The sequence below is a fragment of the Frankia sp. CcCS3 genome, assembly GCF_977927575.1.
Genome location: NZ_CDWRCL010000017.1, coordinates 1 through 26,580 on the forward strand (window position 1 = coordinate 1; position 26,580 = coordinate 26,580).

21 protein-coding genes are annotated in these 26,580 nt (G+C 70.3%); 13 read left to right on the forward strand and 8 right to left on the reverse strand.

All coding sequences use genetic code 11. The features are described from left to right. A partial coding sequence (gene rny, locus AC08OQ_RS03105; RefSeq protein ID WP_476611890.1) for a ribonuclease Y occupies positions 1 to 893 on the forward strand: 893 nt, incomplete at its 5' end. Here the strand turns inward: rny and AC08OQ_RS03110 are convergent. The 4 genes from AC08OQ_RS03110 to AC08OQ_RS03125 all read right to left on the reverse strand — a co-directional run bounded on the left by AC08OQ_RS03110 (position 839) and on the right by AC08OQ_RS03125 (position 4,334). After that, positions 839 to 1,720, reverse strand: a complete 882-nt coding sequence (locus AC08OQ_RS03110) for an amino acid ABC transporter permease (RefSeq protein ID WP_476599760.1) — start codon at positions 1,718 to 1,720, stop codon at positions 839 to 841. The genes rny and AC08OQ_RS03110 overlap by 55 nt on opposite strands. Further along, entirely contained in the window at positions 1,717 to 2,337 is a 621-nt protein-coding gene (locus AC08OQ_RS03115) for an amino acid ABC transporter permease (protein ID WP_476593989.1), read from the reverse strand. Before AC08OQ_RS03115 ends, AC08OQ_RS03110 begins: the two co-directional genes overlap by 4 nt. A 114-nt stretch (positions 2,338 to 2,451) precedes the next feature. After that, positions 2,452 to 3,411, reverse strand: a complete 960-nt coding sequence (locus tag AC08OQ_RS03120) for a glutamate ABC transporter substrate-binding protein (protein ID WP_476599762.1) — start codon at positions 3,409 to 3,411, stop codon at positions 2,452 to 2,454. 188 nt (positions 3,412 to 3,599) lie between these two features. Further along, complete coding sequence (locus AC08OQ_RS03125) at positions 3,600 to 4,334, reverse strand: amino acid ABC transporter ATP-binding protein (protein WP_476599764.1); 735 nt, start codon at positions 4,332 to 4,334, stop codon at positions 3,600 to 3,602. 486 nt (positions 4,335 to 4,820) lie between these two features. On the opposite strand from AC08OQ_RS03125, the gene miaB reads away from it, so the two are divergent. The 6 genes from miaB to AC08OQ_RS03155 all read left to right on the forward strand — a co-directional run bounded on the left by miaB (position 4,821) and on the right by AC08OQ_RS03155 (position 10,552). After that, positions 4,821 to 6,419 carry a tRNA (N6-isopentenyl adenosine(37)-C2)-methylthiotransferase MiaB gene (gene miaB / locus AC08OQ_RS03130; RefSeq protein WP_476599766.1) on the forward strand — a complete coding sequence of 533 codons (1,599 nt, stop codon included), beginning with the start codon at positions 4,821 to 4,823 and terminating at the stop codon, positions 6,417 to 6,419. Beyond that, positions 6,416 to 7,216 carry a class III extradiol dioxygenase subunit B-like domain-containing protein gene (locus AC08OQ_RS03135; protein WP_462187345.1) on the forward strand — a complete coding sequence of 267 codons (801 nt, stop codon included), beginning with the start codon at positions 6,416 to 6,418 and terminating at the stop codon, positions 7,214 to 7,216. Before miaB ends, AC08OQ_RS03135 begins: the two co-directional genes overlap by 4 nt. Continuing rightward, positions 7,213 to 8,124 (forward strand): tRNA (adenosine(37)-N6)-dimethylallyltransferase MiaA, encoded by a 912-nt coding sequence (gene miaA / locus AC08OQ_RS03140; RefSeq protein ID WP_476599768.1) that lies wholly within the window; start codon positions 7,213 to 7,215, stop codon positions 8,122 to 8,124. Before AC08OQ_RS03135 ends, miaA begins: the two co-directional genes overlap by 4 nt. 109 nt (positions 8,125 to 8,233) lie before the next feature. Further along, positions 8,234 to 9,121 (forward strand): EAL domain-containing protein, encoded by an 888-nt coding sequence (locus tag AC08OQ_RS03145; RefSeq protein WP_462187343.1) that lies wholly within the window; start codon positions 8,234 to 8,236, stop codon positions 9,119 to 9,121. A 59-nt stretch (positions 9,122 to 9,180) separates the two neighbouring features. Next, the gene (dapF, locus tag AC08OQ_RS03150) at positions 9,181 to 10,056 is read left to right on the forward strand and encodes a diaminopimelate epimerase (protein WP_476599770.1); all 876 of its coding nucleotides are present in this window, start codon (positions 9,181 to 9,183) and stop codon (positions 10,054 to 10,056) included. A 52-nt stretch (positions 10,057 to 10,108) separates the two neighbouring features. Then, positions 10,109 to 10,552, forward strand: a complete 444-nt coding sequence (locus AC08OQ_RS03155; protein WP_476599772.1) for a VOC family protein — start codon at positions 10,109 to 10,111, stop codon at positions 10,550 to 10,552. Here the strand turns inward: AC08OQ_RS03155 and AC08OQ_RS03160 are convergent. Then, complete coding sequence (locus AC08OQ_RS03160) at positions 10,483 to 11,151, reverse strand: helix-turn-helix domain-containing protein (RefSeq protein WP_476599774.1); 669 nt, start codon at positions 11,149 to 11,151, stop codon at positions 10,483 to 10,485. The two genes, AC08OQ_RS03155 and AC08OQ_RS03160, sit on opposite strands and share 70 nt — an antisense overlap. Positions 11,152 to 11,597: 446 nt before the next feature. Here AC08OQ_RS03160 and hflX point away from each other — a divergent pair, with 446 nt between their 5' ends. Further along, positions 11,598 to 13,058, forward strand: coding sequence for a GTPase HflX (hflX, locus tag AC08OQ_RS03165; protein ID WP_476599776.1), 1,461 nt, complete (start codon positions 11,598 to 11,600; stop codon positions 13,056 to 13,058). A 65-nt stretch (positions 13,059 to 13,123) separates the two neighbouring features. On the opposite strand, the gene lexA is transcribed toward hflX, so the two are convergent. After that, positions 13,124 to 13,894, reverse strand: a complete 771-nt coding sequence (gene lexA, locus AC08OQ_RS03170) for a transcriptional repressor LexA (protein ID WP_476599778.1) — start codon at positions 13,892 to 13,894, stop codon at positions 13,124 to 13,126. A gap of 304 nt (positions 13,895 to 14,198) precedes the next feature. On the opposite strand from lexA, the gene AC08OQ_RS03175 reads away from it, so the two are divergent. From AC08OQ_RS03175 to AC08OQ_RS03185, 3 genes are all read left to right on the forward strand, one after another. Beyond that, entirely contained in the window at positions 14,199 to 14,597 is a 399-nt protein-coding gene (locus tag AC08OQ_RS03175) for a LysM peptidoglycan-binding domain-containing protein (protein WP_476599780.1), read from the forward strand. 326 nt (positions 14,598 to 14,923) lie between these two features. Further along, positions 14,924 to 15,469, forward strand: coding sequence for a transcriptional regulator NrdR (gene nrdR, locus AC08OQ_RS03180; RefSeq protein ID WP_476599782.1), 546 nt, complete (start codon positions 14,924 to 14,926; stop codon positions 15,467 to 15,469). Positions 15,470 to 15,791: 322 nt separating this feature from the next. Further along, positions 15,792 to 19,583 carry a vitamin B12-dependent ribonucleotide reductase gene (locus AC08OQ_RS03185; RefSeq protein ID WP_476604426.1) on the forward strand — a complete coding sequence of 1,264 codons (3,792 nt, stop codon included), beginning with the start codon at positions 15,792 to 15,794 and terminating at the stop codon, positions 19,581 to 19,583. 77 nt (positions 19,584 to 19,660) lie between these two features. Here AC08OQ_RS03185 and AC08OQ_RS03190 read toward each other — a convergent pair whose 3' ends face one another. Further along, positions 19,661 to 20,998 (reverse strand): amylo-alpha-1,6-glucosidase, encoded by a 1,338-nt coding sequence (locus AC08OQ_RS03190; protein ID WP_476599418.1) that lies wholly within the window; start codon positions 20,996 to 20,998, stop codon positions 19,661 to 19,663. 597 nt (positions 20,999 to 21,595) lie between these two features. Between AC08OQ_RS03190 and AC08OQ_RS03195 the strand changes: the two genes are divergently transcribed. After that, positions 21,596 to 22,864, forward strand: a complete 1,269-nt coding sequence (locus AC08OQ_RS03195) for a sigma-70 family RNA polymerase sigma factor (protein ID WP_476592079.1) — start codon at positions 21,596 to 21,598, stop codon at positions 22,862 to 22,864. Positions 22,865 to 23,026: 162 nt separating this feature from the next. Here the strand turns inward: AC08OQ_RS03195 and AC08OQ_RS03200 are convergent, their stop codons facing one another. After that, entirely contained in the window at positions 23,027 to 25,120 is a 2,094-nt protein-coding gene (locus AC08OQ_RS03200; RefSeq protein WP_476599420.1) for an acetoacetate--CoA ligase, read from the reverse strand. Positions 25,121 to 25,270: 150 nt separating this feature from the next. On the opposite strand from AC08OQ_RS03200, the gene AC08OQ_RS03205 reads away from it, so the two are divergent. Continuing rightward, the gene (locus AC08OQ_RS03205) at positions 25,271 to 26,551 is read left to right on the forward strand and encodes an acetoin utilization protein AcuC (RefSeq protein WP_476599422.1); all 1,281 of its coding nucleotides are present in this window, start codon (positions 25,271 to 25,273) and stop codon (positions 26,549 to 26,551) included. Positions 26,552 to 26,580 lie beyond the last annotated feature (29 nt).

Genomic DNA, 26,580 nt, shown 5'->3' on the forward strand with positions numbered 1-26,580 from the left:
CCATCATCGGGCGGGAGGGACGCAACATCCGGGCTTTCGAGTCCGTCACCGGGGTCAACGTGCTCATCGACGACACGCCCGAGGCGGTGCTGCTGAGCTGCTTCGATCCGGTGCGTCGCGAGGTCGGTCGCATCACGCTGGCGGCTCTGGTGTCCGACGGCCGGATCCATCCGCACCGCATCGAGGAGGAGCACGCCCGCGCCCAGCTCGAGGTGACCGAGCGGTGCGTGCGGGCGGGCGAGGACGCCCTGCTCGAGACCGGCATTTCCGAGATGCACCCCGAGCTGGTCAATCTGCTGGGCCAGTTGCGTTACCGAACCAGCTACGGCCAGAACGTGCTCGCGCACCTGATCGAAAGCGCCCACCTCGCCGGAATCATGGCCGCCGAGCTGCGCATGCCGCTTCCACTTGCGAAACGAGCGGCTCTGCTGCACGACCTCGGCAAGGCTCTTACCCACGAGATCGAGGGCTCTCATGCGTTGATCGGGGCGGAGGTGGCCCGTCGCTACGGTGAGGACGAGGAGGTCGTGCACGCGATCGAGGCCCATCACAACGAGGTCGCACCCCGCTCGATCTGCGCGGTGCTGACCCAGGCCGCTGACCAGATCTCCGGTGGCCGGCCTGGCGCCTGCCGCGACAGCCTGGAGTCGTATGTGAAACGGCTCGAGCGCATCGAGCAGATCGCCGGTGACCGTCCGGGTGTCGACAAGGTGTTCGCCATGCAGGCCGGCCGGGAGGTGCGTGTCATGGTCGTGCCCGAGGAGGTCGACGATCTCGCCGCCCATCTGCTCGCCCGGGACGTCGCCAGGCAGATCGAGGAGGAGCTCACCTATCCGGGTCAGATCCGGGTGACCGTCGTGCGCGAGACCCGTGCGGTGGGCACCGCCCGCTGAGCCGGGATGCGGCCGCCGAGGCGGCGGTCCTGGCGACGGTCCAGCCATCGGGCCAACAGCGACAGCAGCCCGTTGGTGACGATGTACATCACCGCCATGACGGTGTAGATGGGCAGGGCGTACCTGCTGCCCAGGTACTCGACCGCACTGCGTCCCGATCGCAGCAGCTCGCTGTAGGCGATGACGTAGCCCAGTGAGGTGTCCTTGAGCAACGTCACCAGCTGGCTCACCAGCGTCGGGCTCATCCGCCGGACCGCCTGGGGAAACTGGATGAGGCGGAAGATCTGGACCGGCCGCAGCCCGACCGCCGCCGCGGCCTCCGTCTGCCCCCGGTCGACCGACTGGATCCCGGCGCGGAAGATCTCGCTGAGCACCGCCCCGTTGTAGGCGGTCAGCCCGATGACCAGGGCCCAGAACGCCGAGAGCCGCCAGCCGAGCGCCGGCAGACCGAGGTAGGCGAACAGGATGAGCATCAGGACAGGCAGGCTGCGGAACAGCTCCACCAGCAGCGTGGCCGGGATGCGCACCGCCCGGCGCTGGGACAGCCGGGCCAGGGCGAGCAGGGTCCCCACCGCCGAGGCGAACAGCATCGCGGTCAGCGCGGCGCGCAACGTGTCGAGCAGCCCGTTCCACAGCAGGGTGCGCAGCGCCGGTTGATCGACGAAGACACTCCAGCGATTGCCGTCGAGCTGGCCGGAGTCGGCGAGGCGGAGCACCGCCAGCGTGACCAGCCCGACGAGGACAGCGGCGGCCACCACACGCGCGATCAGGATGCGACGCCGACCACGCGGACCCGGTGGATCGGCCAGGATGATCTCGGTGCTCATCGCGCCCTCGCCACCCGTCGTTCGGCCAGGGACAGCCCGGCTGCCAGCACCGCGGTGAGGATCAGGTATGCCACCACACCGCCGAGCAGCACGACGATCACCGCATCCGGATTGACGGTCGTGAGCCGTTGGACCATGCCGGTCAGCTCCTCGACGCCGAACGCCGCGGCGATCGAGGTGTTGCGGATCAGCGCGCTCACCACGCTGCCCAGCGGTTGCAGCACGTTGCGGAATGCCTGCGGAAGGATGATCATTCGCAGCGTCTGGGAGAAGGTCAGGCCCAACGCACGAGCCGCTTCGGCCTGACCGAGGTCAACCCCATTGATCCCGGAACGCACCGCCTCGCAGACCAGCGCGGCGTGATAAATCGAGAGCGCGACCACCGCGAACGTGAAATATGAGAAGACGATGTCCAGCTGCGGCAGGACGAACACCACGAAGAAGAACACGACGGTCAGCGGGGTGTTGCGGACCGTCTGCACGTAGGCGGTGCCGGTCCAGCGCAGCGGGGGCACGGGGGAGACCCGCATCGCTGCGAGGACGGTACCGAGGATCAGCGCCGCCACGGACGCGAACAGGCTTAGCCCGACCGTCCGGCGGAAGCCCTCGGCGAAGATGCCGAGGTTATCGATGACGGCGTCGATCGCTGTCCTCCCTCAGGCGGTGGCGGGTGGACGACCGGTCGGCCCGGGTGAGGCCGACCGGTCGTGCCCCGAGCGATGATTGGCGGATCAGGACGTGTATCGGTCGGCAGCCGGGGGAGTGGGCACGGTCGGCTCCACCTTGCCGAGGGTCGAGGTGTACGCCTTCTCCCAGCGCCCGTCCTTGTAAGCGGCCTCGAGCGTGTCGTTGATGAAGTTCCGGAACGCGTCGTCACCCTTCTTGAGGCCGATGCCGTAGGGCTCCTTCGTGAAGGTGTCACCCACCACCTTGAAGGCGTCGGGGTCCTTGTCGACGAGACCCAGCAGGATGCCCTTGTCCGTGGTGACCGCGTCGACCTGACCGTTCTTCAACGCGTCGGCGCACTTGCTGTACACATCGAACAGCACGAGCTGGGCGGTGGGCGCCACCCGGCGGATGTTCTCGGCCGGCGTGGATCCGCTGACCGAGCACACCTTCTTGCCGGCAAGGGTGTCCTTGCCGGTGATGTCGGTGTTGTTCTTCGCGACCATGATGGACTGGCCGGAGACGTAGTACGGCCCCGCGAAGTCGACGACCTTCTTCCGTTTGTCGTTGATTGTGTAGGTGGCCACCACGAGGTCGACCCGACCCTGCTGGATGAAGGGTTCACGGTTGGCCGACACGGTCTCCACGTAGGAGACCTTGTCGCGTGGGATGCCCAGGGCATCCGTGACGATCTTCGAGATCTCGACGTCGAAGCCCTCGGGCTGGCCGCTGAGGTTCTTCAGCCCGAACAGGTTCTGGTCGAACTTCGTCCCGATGATGATCTTTCCAGCGTCGTGCAGCCGGGCCATGGTGGTGCCGGCGGTGAAGGTCACCGAGGCGGTGGGTGCCGAGGCGTCGTCGCCGCCGCTCCCACAGGCACTCAGCCCGAGGGCGGCGAGCAGCGTCACGCCGGCGAGGAGCGCGCTGCCGCGCCTGTGGCGGCTGCGTCCGCGTGACAACCCGCCTGAGCTCCCGTTGAGATGCCCGGCGGCGGGGCGCCGCGTCCGGCTGAACGATGTACGCATGACCGATCCTCTCGCAGTGGTCCGGACCGCGGGTCCGGAGCAGGTGATCTGGCGTCGGGTGGTGTGTGTCCCCCTGAGGAACTGCGTCCCTCCGGTGGTACGTGCCTCTGGTGTGCCTCCGGGTGCCGGCGGCGCGGCGGGCGGCGGGTGCGACCGGGTCGGGCCCGGTTGGGCCGGGTCGGTGGAGGTCAGTGCTGCAGGACCCGGGCCAGGAAGTCCCGGGCGCGTTCGGTCCGCGGCGCGGCGAAGAAACTCTCCGGCGGGGCGATCTCGAGAATGCGGCCGTCCGCCATGAAGGCCACCCGGTCCGCGGCGGAACGCGCGAATCCCATTTCGTGGGTGACGACGATCATGGTCATGCCGCTGGTGGCCAGCGACCTCATCACGTCCAGCACCTCGGAGATCATCTCTGGGTCGAGCGCCGAGGTCGGTTCGTCGAAGAGCATGAGCACGGGATCCATCGCCAGCGCCCTGGCGATGGCGGCGCGCTGCTGCTGGCCGCCGGAGAGCTGGCGGGGCAACCGGTCCGCCTTGTCGGCGATCCCCACGCGTTCCAGTAGTTCCTGGGCCCGGGCGCGGGCCTGCAGGCGGTTGTGCCCCAGGACCTTGACCGGTCCCAGGGTGACGTTCTCGAGCACCGTCTTGTGCGCGAAGAGGTTGAACGATTGGAATACCATTCCGACCCGTGACCGCATCCGGGCGAGCTCATGGCTCTCCGTGGGCAGGGGACGGCCCTCGAAGAGGATCCGGCCCTCGTCGATCGTTTCCAATTGGTTGATGCAGCGGCACAGGGTCGACTTCCCCGACCCCGAGGGCCCGATGATGATGACGACCTCGCCCGCCTCGACGGACAGGTCGACGTCGGCTAGGACCCGGTTGTCGCCGAACGACTTCCCGACGCCTTCCAGGGTCACCAAAGGCATGTCGACCTCCCGGCACAATGACGGTGTGGTGTTGGGCCGAGCGTCCCGGCGGCCTCATGATGGAACGGCCAGGCGCGCGGATCGGTCGTGGGGCCGACAGCTGGGGCGGTCGTCTCGCGCGGATTTCGGCGCACTGGCGGGAACATTCGAGAATAGTATCCCTGCAGCTATGGAGTCGAAATGAAATAACTTGCGCGTTTCGAACCCTCCACGGGCCTGTGACCTGCGATGATGCTCTCGATCACGTATTTGTTACTTCATTACGTCCCCTATGCAAATATATCGAGCGGGGTGTTGCCTGATATCTTGGGCGGCCTCCAGACCAGGATGGGTCGCCCCAGCTCCCGACGGGGAGGGTCCCGGTCCCGCCGGCGAGGCGGTCCGCGACGCGATCCCGTCCCCGCCGGACCCAACCCAGACCAACCCAGACCCGCCCCCGCACCCGACCCCAGACCCGGCCGGGTGCAGGCGCCGTAGGCTGGTCGGGTGAACGGCCGCAGCTACGAGGTCCGCACGTTCGGGTGCCAGATGAACGTCCACGACTCCGAACGGCTCTGTGGGCTGCTGGAATCCGCCGGCTACTCCCCGGTCGATCCCGGCGGCGAGGCGGATGTAGTCGTGTTCAACACCTGCGCGGTGCGGGAGAACGCCGACAACCGCCTGTACGGCAATCTCGGCCAGCTCGTCCCGGTGAAGAAGGGCCATCCGGGCATGCAGATCGCGGTCGGGGGCTGCCTCGCCCAGAAGGACCGGGCCGCGATCCTTGACCGGGCACCCTGGGTTGACGTGGTTTTCGGCACGCACAACCTGCACCGATTGCCCGTGCTGCTGGAGCGCGCGCGGCACAACGCGGCGGCCCAGGTCGAGATCGCCGAGGCCCTGGAGGTCTTCCCGAGCTCTCTGCCGACCCGGCGGGCCAGCCATCACTCGGCCTGGGTCAGCATCAGCGTGGGATGCGACAACACCTGCACCTTCTGCATCGTCCCCAGCCTGCGTGGCCGCGAGCGTGACCGCCGGCCGGGCGACGTGCTCGCCGAGGTCGAGGCCCTGGTCGCGGAGGGCGCCCTGGAGATCACGCTGCTGGGGCAGAACGTCAACTCCTACGGGCGCTCCCTGGGAGATCCCGGTGCCTTCGCGAAGCTGCTGGCCGCCTGCGGTCGCGTCGACGGTCTCGAACGTGTCCGCTTCACCTCACCGCATCCGCGCGACTTCACCGATGACGTCATCGAGGCCATGGCGACCACCTTGAACGTGTGCCACCAGCTGCACATGCCGTTGCAGTCCGGGTCGGACACCGTGCTGCGCCGCATGCGCCGCTCGTACCGTCGGGACCGGTTCCTCGGCATTGTCGAGCGGGTGCGGGCAGTCATGCCCGACGCGGCCATCACCACCGACATCATCGTGGGCTTCCCCGGCGAGACCGAGGCGGACTTCGCCGACACCCTCGACGTGGTGCGGGCGGCCCGGTTCTCCGGCGCCTTCACCTTCCAGTACTCGCCTCGCCCGGGCACCCCGGCAGCGACCATGGACGCCCAGGTGGACCGGGCGACTGTAGCCGACCGGTATACCCGGCTGGTGGCCCTGCAGGACGAGATCTCCTGGGCGGAGAACCGGGCCCTGGTCGGCCGGCGGGTCGAGGTGCTGGTCTCGGAGGGAGAGGGGCGCAAGGACGGCGCCACCGGCCGGATGTCCGGCCGGGCCCGGGACGGACGGCTCGTGCACTTCCGCGCGGACGAGGCCGCGAGCTCGCCCACCGGCTCGGGCTCGAGGGCGGGCGGCGCCGCGGTCGCGCCTACGGTGCGCCCGGGCGACGTCGTCGAGACGGTGGTGACGCGGGCGGCACCCCACCACCTCACCGCCGACGGCCCCCTGCGGTCCCACCGGGCGACCCGTGCGGGGGACGCGTGGGCGCTCGGGCGTGACGGTGGCGGTGCGGCCGCCGCGCAGCAGCCGGCAGGCGGACGGCCGATCGTCACCCTGGGCATCCCGTCCCTGCGGCCGTCCTCGCCCGGTCCCGTCGGCCTGGCGTCTGCTGGCACGGCGTCGGCCGGCGCGGACGCCTGCTGTACTCCGGTACGTCGATGACCCTCGTCGCCGCCGCGGTCTGTCCTCATCCTCCGTTGCTGGTTCCCGAGGTCGGCTGTGGTGAGCCGATCGAGGCACGGGCCGTCGCGGTGGACGCGGTGCGCCTGCTGTGTGCCACCAAGCCGGACACGATCGTGGTGGTGGGTGACGCGGCGACCGAGGTGTCCTACGGCCCCGCCGCGTTCGGGTCGCTGGCCGGCTTCGGCGTGGATCTCCGGGTGGACCTCGGCCCGACCGCGCTGGCCCCCGAGTCGCCGTCTGTCCCGTCGTCGCCCGTCCTACCGTCGCCCCCTCTACCGTTGTCGATCACGATCGGCGCCTGGCTGCTGGGCGCCGTCGGTTGGCCCGGCGCCCGCACCGCCGTCGGGGTGCCCGCGGAGATCTCTCCGGACGGGGCCGTCGCACTCGGATCGCGGCTGGTCGCGGGCTCCGCTCCGCAGGAACGCCTCGCACTGCTCGTGATGGGCGACGGCTCGGCCTGTCGCACGCTGAAGGCTCCCGGCGGGTTGGATCCACGGGCCGCGGCGTTCGACGCGACCGCCGCCGCGGCGCTGGCCGCGGGGGATCCAGCCGGCCTGCTCGCCCTGGACCCGGGGTTGGCCCGGGAGCTGCTCGCCGCGGGCCGGGCGTCCTGGCAGGTCCTGGCCGGCGCCCTGCTCGCCGCGACCCGGGACGGCCCGGGCCCGGGGTCCCTGGGCCCGGGGGCATGGAACAGTGACCTCCGGTATGACGACGCGCCGTACGGTGTCGGCTATCTGGTTGCCCTCTGGACACGGGATGTTGCCGAGCGAGGATGAACAGGCAGGAGGAACCGCGCCGGGGGCCGGTGGTGGCGGTCGTGGGGCCGACCGCTGGCGGGAAGAGCGACCTCGGCATCGAGATCGCGCTCGCCCTCGGCGGCGAGGTGGTGAACGCGGACTCGATGCAGCTCTACCGCGGGATGGACATCGGTACCGCCAAGGTTCCCGAGGCGGAGCGTCGCGGGGTGCCCCACCATCTGCTCGACCTGTGGGACGTGACGCGTCCCGCGGACGTCGCGAGCTTCCAGGTGGACGCCCGCCGGGTAATCGACGATCTGCTCGCCGCCGGGCGCATTCCGGTGCTGGTCGGCGGTTCCGGGCTCTACGTCCGCGCGGTTCTCGACAATCTGACCTTCCCGGGGACCGATCCGGGCGTCCGGGCGCGGTGGGAGGAGGAACTGGCCCGCGTCGGCGCCCCGGCGCTGCACGACCGGCTGGCCGCGCTGGCACCGCAGGCCGCCGCGGCGATCCTGCCCAGCAACGGCCGGCGGATTGTGCGTGCCCTGGAGGTCGTCGAGCTCACCGGAACCTTCACGGCCACCCTGCCGGAGCACCGCTCGGTCTATGAGGTCGTGCAGATCGGCGTGGATCGCCCCGATCTCGACCAACGGATCACGGACCGGGTGGAGAAAATGTGGGGTGCTGGTTTTCCTGACGAAGTGCGAAGGTTGGTGGAATGCGGCCTGCGGGAAGGCCGAACCGCGTCTCGCGCACTGGGCTATGCCCAGGTTCTGGCCTGGTTCGACGGCGCAATGGACTCCGCTGAACAGGCCAAGCTCGCCACAATTACGGCGACGCGGCGCTTTGCCCGTCGACAAAGGTCCTGGTTCCGGCGGGATAACCGGATAGCCTGGTTGGACAAACCAGATGTCACCCAGGTGCGACGGCTGGTGGGTTCGCTCTGACGGGTGATCGGCCGACCGGGTCGGGGTCGATCGGGCCGCCGCCAATGCGTGGCGTCGCCGGTGGCCGGTGCGCGGCGGCCGGTCCCGCACGGCGTCTGGAGAGATCGATGTGACCGCGCCCACCGCTGATGCTGGTACCCCACCCGACCTGACTCTCGTCCCCGCGCTCTACGCCGCCTTCGATGATGGTTCGCTGCGGCTGCACTTCCAACCGGAGGTCGACCTGCGCAACGGGTCGGTGCCGGGGATGGAAGCCCATCCGCGGTGGCTGCACCCGGAACGCGGGGTGCTGGGCCCGGCGGATTTCATGCCGATCGCCGTGGCCGCGGGCCTCGTCCATCAGGTGGACCAGTGGGTGCTGCGGATGGCCGTGACCGAGGCGCGCACCTGGCATCGGATGGCGGTCGGGACGCCGATCCGCCCGCCCCGGTTGTGGGTGAACATCGATGGCCGCCAGCTTGCCAGCCTCGCCTTCGCGGCCGAGGTCGACCGGCTCGTCTCGGGCCGGGTGCTGCCGGCCGGGGCGATCGGCCTCGAGTTCAGCGAGCAGACCCTCGGGCTCGCCGCGCCGATGGTGCCCCGGTTGCTGACCCGGCTGCGTGCTCTCGGGGTGGCGATCGCGGTCGGGTCCTTCGGCACGTGGCTGGGCTCGCTGGCCGTGCTCGACCAGTTGCCGCTGAACCTCGTCAAGATCGACGGCCTGTTCCTGCGGGCGACCATGAAGGACCTCGAGGGTGAGGCCGTGCTCGCGGCCATCGTCCGGCTCGCCCACCAGCGCGGCCTGCCCGTCGTCGCCGACGATGTCGACACCGCGCGCCTGGCGTCCCGGGTGGTGGATCTTGGCTGCGATCGCGCCATCGGACCGGTGTTCTGTCCGCCGGTGCCGGTGGAGGACGCTCGGATGATCGCCCTCGGGCGCGGCCGGCCCGACCGCTGGTACAAGCCGTCGCATTCCGACGACCGGATGCGGGAGTGGGCGCGGGCCGCCGCCGGCTGACGCCGCCGCGGGAGCCCGGTCGTCAGGTGCCGAGCGGCGTCCCCCGTACGATCGGCGACGTGCGGGACGAGCTGGGGTTGCGATTCGTCAAGGGCCACGGGACGGGCAACGACTTCGTCCTCCTGCCGGATCCCGACGGGGACCTCGACCTCACCGCGGGCCTGGTGCGCGCGCTGTGCGACCGGCGGACCGGCATCGGGGGCGACGGGGTGCTGCGGGTGGTGCTCTGCGCCGCGGTTCCCGAGGCGGCCGGTCTGGCCGGCCGGGCGCGCTGGTTCATGGACTACCGCAATGCTGACGGTTCGATTGCCGAGATGTGCGGCAACGGCGCCCGGGTGTTCGCCCGCTACCTCGTCGACGCCGGATACGCCCAGCCGGGACGGTTCCACGTCGCGACCCGCGCCGGGCTGCGGCTCGTCGAGGTCGCGGTGGACGGTGACGTCACGGTCGACATGGGACCGCCGCGGATCATCGACGGACCCGGGGCCCCGGTCACCGTCGCCGATCGTGCCTTCACCGCGACCGCGGTCTCGATGGGTAATCCGCACGCGGTCTGCTTCGCCGACGACCTGGACGTCGCCGGGCTGCGTCGGCTCGACCTGACCCGACCACCGTCGTTCTCCCCGGTCGACTTCCCGGACGGGGTGAACGTGGAGATCGTCGTCGCCCGGCCGGGTGGGGTGGCGATGCGGGTGTTCGAACGTGGGGTCGGGGAGACCGCGTCCTGCGGCACCGGTGCCTGCGCGGTCGCGGTGGCCTGGGCGGCCCGGCGAGGTGCTCGGCCGGGGGGTGCGCCGGTCGAGGTCGAGGTGGATGTGCCCGGCGGCGGCCTGGTCGTGATCTGGCAGCCGGAGACCGTGCTGTTGCGAGGGCCCGCCGAGCTGGTCTTCGACGGCGTGCTGCGCCGTGCGGAGGTCCACGACCCGGTCGGGTGAGGTGTCCGTTTCCTACAAGACCCGGCCCGCCTGCCGGCCCTACGGTGCCCTCATGCCACCATCGTTCACCCTGACCGGTGTGATCGTCGCTGATATGGCCCGGTCCCTGGCGTTCTACCGCCGGCTCGGCCTCGACCTGCCCGCCGGGGCCGACGCCCAGCCGCACGTCGAGGTGCAGCTGCCCGGCGGTCTACGCCTCGCGTTCGACAGCGAGGCGACCATCCGATCCTTTGATCCGCACTGGTCGGCGGGTACCGGCTCGCCGCGGGTCGGGCTGGCCTTCGCCTGCGACACGCCGGACGAGGTCGACGAGGTCTACGCCGACCTCGTCGGCGCCGGTCACGCCGGCCACCTTCCGCCCTGGGACGCCTTCTGGGGCCAGCGGTACGCGGTCGTGCTCGATCCAGACGGCAACCACGTCGACCTCTACGCCCCACTGCCCGTAGTGGCCGCGATATCCGCGACATCCGCTACCGAGACGTCCAGTTCGTCCTGAACGTTGGCAGTTCGGATGAGACGGGTCGGCGGAACTCCGGCGAGCGCGCGTACCTCCCGGGCGAGGTGCGCCTGGTCGGCGTAGCCGGCCTCGGCCGCCACGACCGCGAACGGGATGCCGGCCCGCGCCGCGTGCAGGGCGTCCTGCATCCGGAGGATCCTGGCGAGCGTCTTCGGGCCATATCCGAAGACGCGCCGGCAGCGACGCAGCAGCTGGCGTTCGCTCAGCCCGACTATGCGCGCGAGGTCGTCCACGGGCGCCCGGGCGCGGGCACCCGCCAGAACGGCGGGAACCAACCGGTCCACGAGCGCCGGGTGAACGGGCCGGGCGGCGATCGACGACTCGAATGCGACCAGGGGATCAGCGGCCATGGCGAGCCGCTCGGCGAGTCGCTGCGCCGGTCCGTCGCCCCACAGGTCGGCGAGCGGGATGCGTTGGTCGCGCAGTTCGTCCGCGGCCACTCCGAGGTGGGATGGTCCAGAGCCCGAGTCGAAGCGGAGCCCGACGTGCCGCACGCCTGGTGCCCAGCGCACCAGCTTCGCCGCCGTGTCCGGCCCCGCGACGATCAGATTGGCGTCGGAACTCCAGATGATGTCCATGCATCCGTCCGGCAACACCCGCCGGCTGCACACCAAGTCTGTGTGCCCGGTGCCGCCTGTGTGCCCGGTGCCCTCCGAGGGCCCGGTGCTGTCCGGACGCCGGTCCGCCGTCGTCCGCGTGGTGTCCGGGGGAGTCGGGCGGCCCGAGCTGTCCCAGATCGTCGCGGCGAGGCGGCGGGCCCGTCTCTCGTGGTACTCGTGGTACACGGCGCAGACGCTACGCCGGCGGAGCGGCAAAACGGTTCGCGATCGACGTGGTGGCGTGGGACCCTGGTTGGCGACGGGATTCGCCGGGAAACGAGGGGGGAGACGCGCCACGAGCGTGGCAGGGTCTTCCGGACCGGCGGATCCTCCTCGGGCCACCGGGTCGTGGGGCCCGGCCGGAGCAAGCGGCACGGAATGATCGCGGAATGGTGCGGTAACGGGCCGCGTTGAGAACGGATGGTATGACACTTCCTGCTGACGCCTTCGATGCGTCCACTCTCGACAGATCCCTCATCAAGCTGACTGGCGCCGATCCGTCTTACCTGCCGAACTTCTTCGACGATTCTGGGGACGGTTTCGACCTGGAGGATCGCGCCGCGTTGCGGCGGGTTCCCGGTCTCGCCACCGAGCTCGACGACGTCACCGAGGTCGAGTACCGGCAGCTGCGGCTGGAGCGTGTCGTCCTCATCGGCGTATGGACGTCGGGTTCCCTGCGGTCGGCCGAGAGCTCCATGGCGGAGCTCGCGGCGCTCGCCACGACCGCCGGTTCGGTGGTGCTCGACGCGCTCGTGCAGCGCCGCGATCGGCCGGATGCCGCGACCTACGTCGGTTCGGGCAAGGCGCGCGAGCTCGCCGAGGTCGTCGCGGCGACCGGCGCGGACACGGTGGTCTGCGATGGCGAACTCACCCCGGGTCAGCTGCGGCAGCTGGAGGAGGTCGTCAAGGTAAAGGTCATCGACCGGACGGCCCTCATCCTGGACATCTTCGCCCAGCACGCGACCTCTCGAGAGGGCAAGGCCCAGGTCGAGCTCGCGCAGTTGCAGTACATGCTGCCCCGGCTGCGTGGGTGGGGTGAGTCGATGTCGCGGGCCGCGGCCAGCGGCGGCGGCCGGGCGCCCATCGGTACCCGTGGTCCCGGTGAGACGAAGATCGAGACCGACCGTCGGCGGCTGCGGGCCAGGATGGCGCGGTTGCGCTGCGAGCTCGCCGCGATGACGACCGTGCGGGAGACCAAGCGTTCCGCCCGGCGGCGGGGCGAGGTCCCCAGCGTGGCGATCGCCGGTTACACCAACGCCGGTAAGTCGTCGCTGCTCAACCGGCTGACCGGCGCGGGTGTCCTAGTCGAGGACGCGCTGTTCGCCACCCTCGATCCGACCGTGCGGCGGGCGACCCTGCCGGACGGCCGGGCCTTCACCCTGACCGACACCGTCGGATTCGTCCGGCATCTGCCGCATCAGATTGTCGAGGCGTTCCGCTCGACGCTGGAAGAGGTCGCCGATGCCGATCTCATCCTGCACGTTGTGGACGGATCATCGCCGGATCCGGCCGCGCAGATCTCCGCCGTGCGCGAGGTTCTCAACGACATCGACGCGGGCGGTGTTCCCGAGCTGATCGTCGTCAACAAGGTGGACGCCGTGGAGCCGACGGTCGTCGCGGGGCTGCGCCAGCTCGCCCCAGACGCCGTGTTCGTCTCGGCACGCACGGGCGAGGGGCTGGCCGCGCTGGTCGACGCGCTCTGTGCCCGGGTGCCGCATCCCGACGTGGAGATGCGCGTGCTCGTGCCCTACAGCCGGGGCGACCTGGTCTCCCGGGTGCACGCGAACGGCGAGGTGCTCACGCTGGAGCACACCGAGACCGGTACCCGGCTGTCCGCCCGGGTCTCCCCGGGACTCGCGGCGGAGCTGCACGCCTACCGGGCCTGAGCCCAGGAGCGATCAAACGCGAGGCAACCCGGCCGGCCACCCGATGGGCGGCCGGCCGATCCACGTCAAACCCTGCGGAGCACAGCCACGATCCGGCCGAGGATGGTCGCATCCTCACCGGCGATGTCGGCGAAGGCCGGGTTCTCCGGATGTAGCCAGATCTTGCCGTCCCGAACCCGCAGGCGCTTGACCGTCGCCTCCCCGTCGATCATTGCGGCGACGATCTCCCCGTTGTCCGCGACCGGCTGCTGGCGGACGACCACCCAGTCACCGTCGCAGATCGCCGCATTGATCATCGAGTCGCCGACGACTCGGAGCAGGAACAGAGTGCCCTCGCCGACGATCTCCCTGGGTAGCGGGAAGACGTCCTCGACCGCCTGCTCGGCCAGGATCGGGCCACCGGCGGCGATTCGGCCCAGCACCGGCACGTAGGCGGCGTCCGACTTGCTTCCTTCGGTGGTGCCCGGCGCCGCCTCACCGATGATGGGAATCGTGCCCGCCACCGTCGTCGCGCCCGCGTCCGCATCCGCGCGCCGCCGGGGGTGCTCGACGGTCAGCACCTCCATCGCTCTCGGGCGGTTCGGGTCCCGCCGCAGGTAGCCCTTCTCCTCGAGCACCTTGAGCTGGTGAGCCACACTACTGGTGCTGGTGAGGCCGACCGCCTCACCGATCTCCCGCACGCTGGGCGGATATCCGCGCCGCTCCACCGCGGCCCGGATGACCTCTAGCACCTTGCGCTGCCGGGGGGTCAGGCCCGCGTCCGCGGGGCCTTCGGGAAAGGCTCGCACGTTGCCGCGGGTTCCGCCCCGGCGCGTACCCCTGCCTTGGCTAGTCATCGCTTACCGCTCTCCTCGTCGCGTTTTTCTTCCGCCGTGCGGCCACCGGCCGGCCGGTGGCCGCACGGCGGACCGTCCCGCTCCGGAAGCCGTCACCCACCGACTCGCCGCTGTCCGTGACCGAGGGAAACCGCCCGGTTCACACCCGATCGACTCGACGGTAACCGGCGGGTCGCAGAATCTCAAACGTCTGTTCGAGCGTGTTCCTGGCGGTTTCCGGTTCCCGATGCGACAATCGACCACGCGTTCGATCGAACGAAGGTTCGATCTTCGGCGTTCGGTGTCGTCGGAACGGGAGGGTGCCATGGGATCCGCACACAGGGCGCGGGTCGTCGACCTGTCGACGGCCAGGGACCGGGCGGGTCGCCGGCCGGCGGGATACCCGCCGGGTCGCCCGCCCGCACCCCCGCCGCTCCGGCTGACCCGGCGGGGTCGGGTGGTGGTGGTATCGATTGTCGTGGCGATTGTCGTGGCGATTGTCGTGGCGGTAGCAATCATGATCATGCCTGGGGTGTCGATCGCCGGGCCGGATGCCGCGGAGGCGCCGCGGCGCCATCTGGTCGTGCCGGGGGAGACGCTGTGGGCGGTGGCGGTGGCGCTCGACGAGAGCGCCGACACCCGGGTCGTGGTGGACCGGCTGATGCGGCTGAACCACCTGCGGTCGCCGCTGATCACCCCGGGCCAGTCGCTACTCCTTCCCTGACGCCCGGCTTCCCCGGCTTCCCGGGTCCACGAGTGTCTCGGCGCGGGGGCTCGCGCGCCGTCGTCTTTCGTCGACGTGCGGTGCGGACCACACGGACCATACGGGGGTGCTGTCCCCATCTCTGGGGCCGTGCGCTACCGTGGACACAACATCTGGTGCTTACCGGGGTGTAAGTCATCCACAGGTTGTTCCACAGGTCTTCCACGGGGAGCTGGCGGTCCATCCACAAGGTGGTCCGTCCGGCGTGGATGCCGGGTCCTCAACGGTGTCCCGTCGTCCCCGGTCCGGGGCGGTCGGCTCCGGCGCGGGCGAAGGAGGCGTAGCGCGTGCGGTGCCCGTTCTGCCGGCATCCGGACAGTCGCGTCGTCGACAGTCGGGAGGCCGAGGAGGGTTCGGCGATCCGCCGCAGGCGGTCCTGCCTGTCCTGCGGTCGCCGGTTCACTACGATGGAGGAGGCGTCCCTTCAGGTTCGCAAGCGCAGCGGGGCGGCCGAGCCGTTCAGCCGGGCCAAGGTCATCGCCGGTGTCCGCAAGGCCTGCCAGGGCCGGCCGGTGCGGGATGATGATCTCGCGCTTCTGGCGCAGCGGGTAGAGGATGCCGTCCGCTCGTCGGGGTCGGCGGAGGTGCCCGCGGAGGCGATCGGCCGGGCGATCCTCGGTCCGCTCCGTGAGCTCGACGAGGTGGCTTATCTCCGCTTCGCCTCGGTGTATCTGGCCTTCGAGTCGTTGACCGACTTCGAATCCGCGATCGTCGCGTTGCGCTCCGAGGCCGCCGGACCTCCCACCATGCGGGATGGACCAGCTCGACCGGTCCCGCGCGGCGCCGTCGATGCCTCGCCGGTGACCGGCACCCAGCAGGTGCATAGCAGGTAGGGCCGGGACCACTCGGCCGGAAGCGTCCTACATCGCCCTGGTTCACCGTGCCGGCCCGGTCCCGCCGGCGACGGGTGACATCCCGCGTCGCGGCCGTGCGAGGACCGCGGACCTCCCGGACGGCACACCTGCGGCCCGGCTCGACCTGGCTGGTGCCGTTCGTCATGCGTGTTCGCCGTGCGCGTGCTCGTCCCCGCGGGCACCGCCGTGCGCGGAGGCCCGGCCCCGCACCGTCCCGACGTCCGCTGGCGGCGGCCCGGGGCGGGGATGCCCACAACACATTGTTGAAGGTTGAAGCTGACGAGTGAAGACGAGGAGCGTCATGACCGACAGCCGCGGCACGAAGCCGAGCAGGTCAGCGGCGAAAGCGAGTGGGTTGAAGATCCAGCGGTCACGCACCACCGCCGGCGTCCACCCGTACGACGAGGTCACCTGGGAGTCCCGGGACGTCGTCATGACCAACTGGCGGGACGGCTCGGTCAACTTCGAGCAGCGGGGAGTGGAGTTCCCGCAGTTCTGGTCGGTGAACGCCTCCAACATTGTTACCAGCAAGTACTTCCGCGGGGCGCCCGGCACGCCGGGCCGGGAGTGGTCGCTGCGGCAGTTGATCGACCGGGTCGTGCACGCCTACGGCGCGGCTGGCCGCGAGCACGGCTACTTCGCCTCGGGCACCGACGCCGAGATCTTCGAGCACGAACTGGCCTGGATGCTGCTCCACCAGGTCTTCAGCTTCAACTCGCCGGTCTGGTTCAACGTGGGAACCCCCGCGCCGCAGCAGGTCTCGGCGTGCCAGCCCTATGACGCCCTCGTCAGCACGCCGTCTGGTCTGGTTCCCATCGGCGCCCTGGTGGAGGCGGACGCGGTGGGGACGAAGGTCTTCGACGCGCACGGTCTGACCCAGGTGATCGCGACCAAGTCCAACGGCGTCAAGGACGTCCTGCGGATCTGGACGAAGGCCGGTCACGCGCTCGACGTCACCGCCGATCATCTGGTGTGGCGGAGCACCTCCGCGGGTGCCGGGGCCTTCGTTCCCGCCGGCACGCTGCGGGCCGGGGACACCCTCGAGTGGCATCTCACCATCGCCCCTGGCGAGGGTGAGATCACCTCACGGGAGATCGCCGAGGCGGCGCTCGCGGGCCGGCTGCAGGCGGACGGTTTTGTTGGTCGGTACGCCGGTACGAACGCCTCGCTGACCATCGAGGCGATGACTGTGCCGACCCGGCTGTATGACGCTCCGCTGCCCGTTGTCGCGGCCTATCTGCGCAGCCTGTTCCAGGCCGATGGCTACGTGTCCCGCCGGGAGCGCTCGACGCTGATCGGGCTGGACATGATCAGCGAGGGCCTCATTCGCGGGGTGCAGGGCCTGCTCGCCCGGTTCGGCATCTTCGCGCGGGTACGCCGCGAGGCGGATCCGCGACCCGACCGCCACGACCTCTGGAGCCTGGGCATTCAGAACGCCGGTGACCGGCGGACATTCGCGGACGAGATCGGCTTCCTCGACCCGGTGAAGGCCGCGAAGCTGGAGGCGTCGTTCGATCAGCCCGGCCGGGCCGCGGAGCCGGTGAAGCGGTTGCAGATCGAGCGCATTGAGCCGCGCGGGCCGATGCCGGTCTACGACATCCAGACCGACAGCGGCGAGTACCTCTCCGCCGGCCTACGTGTGCACAACTGCTTCATCCTCTCCGTGGACGACACCATGGAGTCGATCCTGAACTGGTACCGGGAAGAGGGGCTGATCTTCAAGGGGGGTTCCGGGGCCGGGCTCAACCTGTCCCGCATCCGGTCCTCGAAGGAGCTGCTGTCCTCCGGGGGCACCGCGTCCGGGCCGGTGAGCTTCATGCGCGGCGCCGACGCCTCGGCGGGTACGATCAAATCGGGTGGCGCGACCCGGCGGGCGGCGAAGATGGTCGTGCTCGACGTCGATCATCCCGACATCGTCGAGTTCGTGGAGACGAAGGCCCGGGAAGAAGACAAGATCCGGGCGTTGCGGGACGCGGGCTTCGACATGGATCTCGGCGGGCGCGACATCGCCTCCGTGCAGTACCAGAACGCCAACAACTCCGTCCGGGTGACCGACGAGTTCATGCGGGCGGTCGTCGACGGCGGCGGCTTCGACCTGCGGGCCCGCCTCGACGGCCGCGTCCTGGAGACGGTGGACGCCCGCGGGCTGTTCCACACGATCGCCGAGGCCGCGTGGGCCTGCGCCGATCCCGGCATCCAGTACGACGGAACGATCAACGACTGGCATACCTGCCCCGAGAGCGGCCGGATCAGCGCCTCCAACCCGTGCAGCGAGTACGTGCACCTGGACAACTCCAGCTGCAACCTGGCCTCGCTGAACCTGCTGAAGTTCCTGCGCCCGGACCGCAGCTTCGACGCCGAGGCGTTCGTCGCGGCGGTCGAGCTGATCATCACCGCGATGGACATCTCGATCTGCTTCGCCGACTTCCCGACGCCGGAGATCACCAGGGTCAGCCGGGCCTACCGACAGCTCGGCATCGGCTACGCCAACCTCGGTGCCCTGCTGATGGCCAGCGCCCGGGCCTACGACTCGGACGGCGGCCGGGCGCTGGCCGCATCGATCACCTCGCTGATGACGGCCACCGCCTACCGGCGCTCCGCCGAGCTCGCCGGGATCGTCGGCGCCTACGACGGCTTCGCCCGCAACGCGGGCGCGCACCGGCGGGTGGTGCGCAAGCATGCCGCCGCGAACGACGCGGTGCGTAGCGTGCACGCCGAGGACTCCCGGGTCCTCGCCGCCGCGTCCCGGGAATGGGCCCGGGCGCAGACCGTCGGTGAGAAGCACGGATGGCGCAACGCGCAGGCCAGCCTGCTCGCCCCGACGGGCACGATCGGTCTGGCGATGGACTGCGACACCACCGGCATCGAGCCGGACCTCGCCCTGGTGAAGATGAAGAAGCTGGTCGGCGGCGCCAGCATGAAGATCGTGAACCAGACGGTCCCGGCGGCCCTGCAGGCGCTTGGTTACCCCGAGGAGACCATCGAGGCGATCGTCGAGTACATCGCCGAGCACGGGCACGTCATCGACGCTCCCGGCCTGCGTCCAGAGCACTACGAGGTGTTCGACTGCGCCATCGGGGACCGCGCGATCTCCCCGATGGGCCATGTCCGCATGATGGCCGCGGTACAGCCGTTCCTCTCCGGCGCGATCTCGAAGACGGTGAACATGCCCTCGACCGCCACGGTCGCCGACGTCGAGCAGATCTACCTGGAAGGGTGGCGGCTGGGTCTGAAGGCCCTCGCCATCTACCGGGACAACTGCAAGGTCGGCCAGCCGCTGACCGACGTCAAGGGGGCGAAGCAGGCCGCCGAGCTGGCCGCCACCCCAGCTGGCACGGGAGACGGGGCCGGGACCGCCGGCTCCGCCGGGCCCGCCCCGGTGGAGGTCGAGTACCGGCCGGTGCGCCGCCGGCTGCCGAAGACCCGCCCGTCGCGGACGGTGTCCTTCTCCGTCGGGGGGGCCGAGGGTTATCTGACCGCCGGCTCCTACCCGGACGACGGCCTCGGTGAGGTCTTCATCAAGATGTCGAAGCAGGGGTCCACCCTGGCGGGCGTGATGGACGCGTTCGCGATCGCCATCTCGATCGGCCTGCAGTACGGCGTGCCGCTGGAGGCGTACGTCAGCAAGTTCATCAACATGCGGTTCGAGCCGGCCGGGATGACCGACGACCCGGACGTGCGGATCGCCCAGTCGATCATGGATTATCTGTTCCGTCGCCTCGCGCTCGACTATCTCGACGCCGATCAGCGGGCCGAACTCGGCATCTCGACCGCGGCCGACCGGGCCCGTCGGGTCGCGGGACCGGCGCAGCCCGCCGGGATCGACGACCCGGCCGGATCCCAGGGGGCCGCGGTGACCGGATCCTCGGCTTCCGTCGCCGATCGGGGTGACCCGGGTGTCCCGCCCGGTCCGGCGGTGGGGAACGGCCCGGCGTACGTGGCACGGGAGTTGCGGCTGGCACCGCCCGGTGAGTCGCTCGTCGCGCAGACCGTGGTCGATGCTCCGCTCTGCTTCACCTGCGGGGTGACCATGCGGCCAGCCGGTAGCTGCTACGTCTGCGAGCAGTGCGGTTCGACCAGCGGCTGCAGCTAGGCGTCGCAGCGGCCGGTCCGACCGGGTGCCCGGTCCGCACCGGGTGCCCGGTCCGAGACAGTGCTCGGTGGCGTGGCTCAGTGCTCGGCGGCGAGGAGGTCGACCAGGAGCGCCGCGGTCCAGGAGAACCGGTTGCTGCCCGCGCCGGAACCGTCGAGGGGTGAGTAGTACTCGAACATCGCCCCGGACGAGGCGATCATGTCGATCGTGTTCTGGCGCAGGTTCTCCGCGGCGTCGAGCCGGCCGTAACGCTCCAGCCCGTCGGCGATCAGCCAGTTCATGTTGACCCAGACGGGACCCTGCCAGTAACACCGGGGAAGGAAGCCCGGGCCGTCGAGCGGCACGCTCGCGATGCCGAACCGAGACCAGTAGCGCGGTGAGGTGAGCGTCTTGACCATCTCGTCGACCCGGTCCTCGGGCACGACCCCGGCATAGAGCGGCAGGAACCCCGAGATCGTCTCGTGGCGCAGCAGCGTTCCCGTCCGGAAGTCGCGGCTGTAGTAAGTGCCGTCGGTGTGGAGCCGCTCGATCGCCTCGCGCGTCCTGTGCATGGACCGCCGCAACCGGGCGGGGATGGTCTGGCCGATCTCGGCGGCGATGGCGGTGAGGTGCTCGTTGGCCCGGATGAGGATCGCGTTGAAGGCGACGTCCTGGACGAGGGGGACGATGGTCCGGCGGATCTCGCGGAAGTTGTAGTGTGCCCGCCGCAGCTCACGCACGATCCGGTAGAGCGTGAACAGGTCTCCCGAGGTGAGCCGCTCGTCGGGGGGGACCTCCTTGGAATCGCGCCGCAGCGCGTCCATGGCGTCGCCGCCGTTGATCCGGCGCAGTGCCCGCACCCCCAGCGGAGCCGCTGGCCTGGTGATCTCCATCCAGGCCGGCGTGTTGTCCATCCCCGACTCCCAGGAGTGGACCAGTGTGACGAGACCGTCGTCGTCGGGGTCGCGTTCGAGGTAGAGCCACGTATGGAAGCGCAGCAGGCCGGGGAGCAACGCGCGGTAGAAGGCGTCGCGGGCGGATGGCGTCATCATGGCGGCGATCCGGACGGCGGCTTCGGCGATCATCGGCGGCTGGGTGACCCCCGTGCTCTGCACTCCGCCGGCGGTTGTGGTCACCCGGTCGCAGCGCCAGCGCTGCGGACCGGCGTGATAGAAGTCCGAGGTCTCCGCGAAGATCACGTGGGGGATCATGCCGTTCGGCCACTGGCCTCGCAGCAGCGAGAGGACCTCCTTGGCGGCCCGTCCCGGGTCGAGATGGCGCAGTCCGATCGCGATGAAGCAGCTGTCCCAGAGCCACTGGTGCGGGTAGAGCGTCGGGGAGGGCCGGGTGATGTCGCCGAGGTCGTTGTCTCGTAGCACGTCGATCGCGGTTTCCCGTAGTGCCGCCAGGTCTGCGGGAAGGCTGGGGACGGGCATCGTGTGAGAGTAGCGGTTACACGCTGTGCACAGAGGCAGGGCCCGTCGGGTGTGGCCCGCCTAACGGAATCGCCGTTCTCGAGTGCCTCGGCGTGGGGGCGGCACCGGGTGGCGTGGGTGGGCACCGGGGCGGCACCGGGGCGGCGTCGGCGGCGCCCGCGTCGGCCCGCCGGTCGTTCCGTCTCGGTGGAGAGCCCGGGGCCGGGTCGCGGGTGTCGGCTTGCCGACTACCGTTACGGGTTAGCACCGACCGGTGATCGTCGGAAAATATGGCACGGATGGCAGAACACAAAAACTTCTACGACGAGTAATGTACCTGTTACTTATAGTTGCCACTGGCCTGATCCGCAGGGTGCGCGGCCACTGGAGAAGCTCAGGAGAGTTCGCGGTTCGCGCCACAGGGCGGAATCTGCCAGGTAATCTTCGCGGCAGCGAGTGCAGCGTCTCGAGGGCTAGGGTCTACACTGCTTGGTAGGCCCGGCGATCGCTGATGTCCGGGTGTGCCTGCACGGGGAATGGTTCCGCGTCTTCGTTCGTTACCTCCCACGTGCACAGAACGAGACGACCCACCCGCACCGACCATCGGATTTGCCACTGATGACGCTGCCTGCTCTGGAATTTGCCGAGCGCACCGATGACAACCGCCCGCGCAGCCCGCGGCGCGCCCGTCGGGCCGCTCCTCCTGTCCGCACCGCTCCCAGCCGTTCGTTGGCCGCTGTTCCCGACGATACCGACGAGCTCGACGCGGGCGCGGTGGCCGAGGTCATCGCCCGTGGTCGCGAGGCCGGCGAGATCAGCCGCTCCGAGCTGCGTGACGCGCTCGAGTCCGCGGACCTCGGTATCGAACTGTTGCCCGTTCTCATCGCGCGCATCAACGCCGCTGGCGTCGAACTCCTCGACGAGGAGGATGCGAGCGATGACGCCACCGCCGCCAGCCGGTCCACTGCCGAACACGCGGGTACCGCCGACCTCGTACGCATGTACCTGCGCGAGATCGGCAAGGTGCCGCTGCTCAACGCCGCCCAGGAGGTCGAACTCTCCAAGCGGGTCGAGGCGGGCCTGTTCGCCGAGTACAAGCTCGAGAGTGTCCCCGACCTGCCCGCCGACCTTTGTCGTGACCTCGGTCTGCTCGTCAAGGACGGCCATGCCGCCAAGCAGCAGCTCGTCTCGGCGAACCTGCGGCTGGTGGTCTCCGTCGCCAAGAAGTACAGCGGTCGCGGGATGACCTTGCTGGACCTGGTCCAGGAGGGCAACCTCGGCCTTATCCGCGCGGTGGAGAAGTTCGACTACGCCAAGGGCTACAAGTTCTCGACCTATGCAACCTGGTGGATCCGCCAGGCTATCGGCCGGGCGCTCGCCGACCAGGCGCGGACGATCCGCATCCCGGTCCACGTGGTCGAGCAGATCAACAAGATTACCCGGTTGCAGCGCCAGCTCGTCTCCACGCTCGGCCGTGAGCCGACCGACGAGGAGCTCGCCCTCGAGCTGGACATGCCGATCGAGCAGGTGGTGGAGCTGCGCCGGTATGCGCAGGACACCGTCAGCCTGGAGACCTCGGTCGGCGACGACGGCGACTCCGTGCTCGGCGACTTCATCGAGGACTCCGACGCGACCTCCCCGGCGGACGCCGCCTCCTACGGCGCCATGCAGGACGAGATCGATAACGTCCTCGGTGGCCTGAGCCCGCGGGAGCGCGAGGTGATGCGGCTGCGCTTCGGTCTCGCCGACGGCAAGCAGCACACCCTCGCCGAGGTGGGCAACCGGCTCGGCCTGACCCGTGAGCGCATCCGTCAGATCGAGCGGGACACGCTTCGGGAGCTGCGCAAGCCCGCCGTCGCCGGTCGGCTGCGCGAGTTCCTCGACTGATCGATCGGGCGAACGCACCTCCGGTCGGGTCTGCGGGGCACGTGCACAGGTGCACGGGGGTGGAAGACAGGAGTACCGCGATCATGGCGGTCACGCCATGATCGCGTGATCGATGAAAGCCGGATCTTCGTTTTTGCCGGGCGAAGATCCGGCTTTGCCGTATCAGGCTCCGGGTTCGGCCTCCCCGCCGGATCCGGTGCCGGGTTCCAGCGTGGTTCCCGTCCTCGGCTCCGGCGCCGACCGCCGGGACCGGGCCGAGGCGGCGGCGAAGGGCAGCAGGGCATCGGGGTTGGCGACCGAGTCGAGGCTCACGGCCTCGTCCAGGGCGGTTCCGGCGAGCAGGCGCTTCACCGGTACCTCGAGCTTCTTGCCGGTGTGGGTCCGAGGGATCTCGGTGATCTCGATGATCCGGTCGGGGACGTGGCGTGGGCTGAGTTCGGCGCGCAGAACCTCACGCAGCCGGGCGGCCACCGCATCGGTCAGGCCGGGCTCGGTGAGGACGACGAAGAGGAGCAGCTCGCCGTGCCCGCGCTCGTCCGCGGTGTCGACCGCGAGGCTGTCTGCGATCCCGGGGGCCCGCTCGACCACGCTGTAGAGCTCGTTGGTGCCGATCCGGACGCCGCCGCGGTTCAACGTCGCGTCCGAACGTCCCTGGATGACGACGGCACCGGTAGGCGTGATCCTCGCCCAGTCCCCGTGGCGCCAGACGCCGGGGTAGACGGAGAAGTAGCTCTCCCGCAGCCGGCCGCCGTCCGGGTCGGCCCAGAAGCACAGCGGCATGGACGGCATCGGCGCGGTCACGACGAGCTCACCGACCTCGTCAACGACCTCCTCGCCGGCCTCGTCGAAGACGCGCACCGCGCAGCCCAGCGCGCGCGATCCGATCTCCCCGGCCCGCACCGGCATCGTCGGCAGGCCTGCCACCAGCGCCGTGCAGACGTCGGTGCCACCGCTGATCGACGACAGCATCACGGTCGGGCTCACCGCTTCGTACACCCAGGCATAGCCGGCTGCGGACAGTGGCGATTCGGTCGATCCGACGGTGCGCAGCCTGGACAGATCGGCGAACTCGCGCGGGACCAGCCCGGCGTCCTCGCAAGCCTGCAGGTAGCCCGCGGACGTGCCCAGGCACGTGAGCTCCAGGGCCTCCGCCAGACCGAACAGGGTGCCGAGCGCCGGGTAGCCGGGCGCTCCGTCGTAGAGCACGACGGTCGCGCCGACGAGCAAACCGGAGACCAGGTAGTTCCACATCATCCAGCCGGTCGTGGTGAACCAGCAGAACCGGTCGTCCGGACCGAGATCGAGGTGCAACGCCAGCGACTTCAGGTGCTCCAGCAGGATGCCGCCGTGGCCATGCACGATCGCTTTGGGGGGGCCGGTCGTGCCGGACGAGTAGAGGATCCACAGCGGTGCGTCAAAGGCGACCCGGGTGAACTCGGGCTCGGAGGTCTCCGAAGCCATCAGCTCGTCCCAGGTGAGCAGTCCCGGTAGCCCCGCGGCCCGGGCCCGGGAGAGCGCGTCCGGCCACAGGTACGGCACGATCACGCTTGCCCCGAGTCCCGGCAGGTCGCCCGCGAGCGCGGCGAGGGCGGCGAGGGTGTCGTAGCTCTTCCCGCGGTAGCTGTAGCCGTCAACGCCGATCAGGACCTTCGGGTCGATCTGGCCGAACCGCGCGCGCAGGGCCGTCGGGCCGAGCTCCGGCGAGCATGACGACCACACCGCGCCGATGCTGGCGGCGGCCAGCATCCCCACCACCGCGTAGACGGTGTTGGGCAGCACGGCGCAGACCCGATCACCCTCGGCGACACCCAAGCTCCGCAGTCCCGCCGCCGCCTTCGCCACCTGCCGGCGCAGCTCGTCCCAGGACACCACTGCCGTGGCACCGTCCTCGCGTACGGCGATGACGGCCGGAGCTGGCCCGCTCCGGGTGAGCGCGTTCTCCGCGTAGTTTACCCGGGCACCGGGAAACCAGACCGCGCCGGGCATCGCCGCGTCGGCGAGCGCCGGACCGGTGCCGCGGTCCCCCTCGACCGCGCAGAAATCCCAGATCGACTCCCAGAACGCGTCCAGGTCGGTAACCGACCACTCCCACAGGCGCGTGTCGTCGGCGAGCTCAACCCCCCGCTCGGCGGCGAGCCAGGCGCGGTAGTTGGTCACCGCGGCCTGGCTGATCCGACGGGGAGGCGGTTCCCACAGCGGCGTGCCGGCAGCCACCGGCCCACCACCACGGCCGGCCGGCTGCCGCCCGTCCTCCATCGCCGTATGGTCCGGTGTCACTCGGTCTGCTGCCACGGGCACTGACCCTAGGCCATTCCGGGCAGATCTACGTGCCTCATCGACGGCCCTGGATCCTCGTCACCGACACCACCGCTACCTCCGGGAGCGTGATCGGGCTACGGTCGACAGATGAGTGTCCCGGGCGATTCCGAGCGGCGGGCCGACGGTCGCCCGTCGGCCGAGCCGCTGGCCGAGCCGACGGTCGTGACCTGGGATCCGGCCATGGCCGGCTACGACTTCGGGCCGGCGCATCCGCTGCATCCCGTGCGGCTCGAGCTCACCATGGACCTCGCTATGAGTCTCGGCGTTCTCGACGCACCGGGCATCCGGATCTCCAGGCCGACCCTCGCCTCCGACGACCTCATCGGCCTGATCCACGATCCGGTCTACCTGAGCGCGGTCCGTGCCGCGCCCGACCCGGCGCAGGCAAGGTTCGCGGCCCTGTTCGGCCTGGGCACAGCCGACAACCCCATCTTCGAACGGATGCACGAGGCCGCCGCGCTCATCACCGGTGGCACGATCGAGGCGGCACGGGCGGTGTGGAGGGGGCCGCCGCGGCACGCCGTGTCGATCGCCGGGGGGCTGCATCACGCGATGCCGGGAATGGCGAGCGGATTCTGCATCTACAACGACCCGGCGATTGCGATCGCCTGGTTGCTTTCCGCCGGAGCCACCAGAGTGGCGTACGTCGACGTGGACGTGCATCACGGCGACGGCGTGCAGACGGCGTTCTACGACGATCCGCGGGTGCTCACCATCTCCCTGCACCAGACGGGGAGCACCCTCTTCCCGGGCACCGGATTCCCGACCGAGGTGGGTGCTCCCGCCGCGGAGGGCACCGCGGTGAACGTGGCGTTGCCCCCCGCCACCGGCGATGCCGGCTGGCTGCGCGCCTTCTCCGGGGTGGTGCCGGTGCTCCTGCGGTCCTTCCGGCCGCAGGTGCTGGTGACCCAGCACGGCTGCGACACGCACGCCTTCGACCCGCTGGCCGATCTGGCGCTGTCGGTGGACGGCCAACGGGCCTCCTACGACCTGCTGCACGCGCTGGCCCACGAGGTCTGCGACGGGCGCTGGCTGGCCTGCGGCGGTGGCGGGTACGCGCTGGACACGGTCGTGCCGCGGGCCTGGACGCAGCTGCTGGCGATCGCCGGCCACGTGCCCCTGGATGCCGGCCGCGCCCTGCCGGAGGACTGGCGGTCCGCGGCGCCGGGACGGGTGCGGGCGGCGACCGGGCAGAAGTCCCTCGGCGCCGCCGCCATGCCCCGGGCGCTCGGGGACGGGGTGAGCGTCCGGTACCGTCCCTGGGACGCGGGCGAGGGAGACCCCGACGATCCGTTGGACCGGACGGTGGCGGCGACCCGGCGTCAGGTGCTGCCGTTGCACGGCCTCGACCCCACCGTCGACCGTTGAGCACGGAGTAAGAGCTGAGCACTGCGTGA

Coding starts and splice junctions, on each gene's coding strand:
- AC08OQ_RS03110 (WP_476599760.1), bottom strand. CDS start 1,720: ATGAGCACCGAGATCATCCTGGCCGATCCACCGGGTCCGCGTGGTCGG.
- AC08OQ_RS03120 (WP_476599762.1), bottom strand. CDS start 3,411: ATGCGTACATCGTTCAGCCGGACGCGGCGCCCCGCCGCCGGGCATCTC.
- AC08OQ_RS03125 (WP_476599764.1), bottom strand. CDS start 4,334: ATGCCTTTGGTGACCCTGGAAGGCGTCGGGAAGTCGTTCGGCGACAAC.
- AC08OQ_RS03135 (WP_462187345.1), top strand. CDS start 6,416: ATGACCCTCGTCGCCGCCGCGGTCTGTCCTCATCCTCCGTTGCTGGTT.
- miaA (WP_476599768.1), top strand. CDS start 7,213: ATGAACAGGCAGGAGGAACCGCGCCGGGGGCCGGTGGTGGCGGTCGTG.
- AC08OQ_RS03155 (WP_476599772.1), top strand. CDS start 10,109: ATGCCACCATCGTTCACCCTGACCGGTGTGATCGTCGCTGATATGGCC.
- AC08OQ_RS03160 (WP_476599774.1), bottom strand. CDS start 11,151: ATGGACATCATCTGGAGTTCCGACGCCAATCTGATCGTCGCGGGGCCG.
- hflX (WP_476599776.1), top strand. CDS start 11,598: ATGACACTTCCTGCTGACGCCTTCGATGCGTCCACTCTCGACAGATCC.
- lexA (WP_476599778.1), bottom strand. CDS start 13,894: ATGACTAGCCAAGGCAGGGGTACGCGCCGGGGCGGAACCCGCGGCAAC.
- AC08OQ_RS03175 (WP_476599780.1), top strand. CDS start 14,199: ATGGGATCCGCACACAGGGCGCGGGTCGTCGACCTGTCGACGGCCAGG.
- AC08OQ_RS03185 (WP_476604426.1), top strand. CDS start 15,792: ATGACCGACAGCCGCGGCACGAAGCCGAGCAGGTCAGCGGCGAAAGCG.
- AC08OQ_RS03190 (WP_476599418.1), bottom strand. CDS start 20,998: ATGCCCGTCCCCAGCCTTCCCGCAGACCTGGCGGCACTACGGGAAACC.
- AC08OQ_RS03195 (WP_476592079.1), top strand. CDS start 21,596: ATGACGCTGCCTGCTCTGGAATTTGCCGAGCGCACCGATGACAACCGC.
- AC08OQ_RS03200 (WP_476599420.1), bottom strand. CDS start 25,120: ATGGAGGACGGGCGGCAGCCGGCCGGCCGTGGTGGTGGGCCGGTGGCT.
- AC08OQ_RS03205 (WP_476599422.1), top strand. CDS start 25,271: ATGAGTGTCCCGGGCGATTCCGAGCGGCGGGCCGACGGTCGCCCGTCG.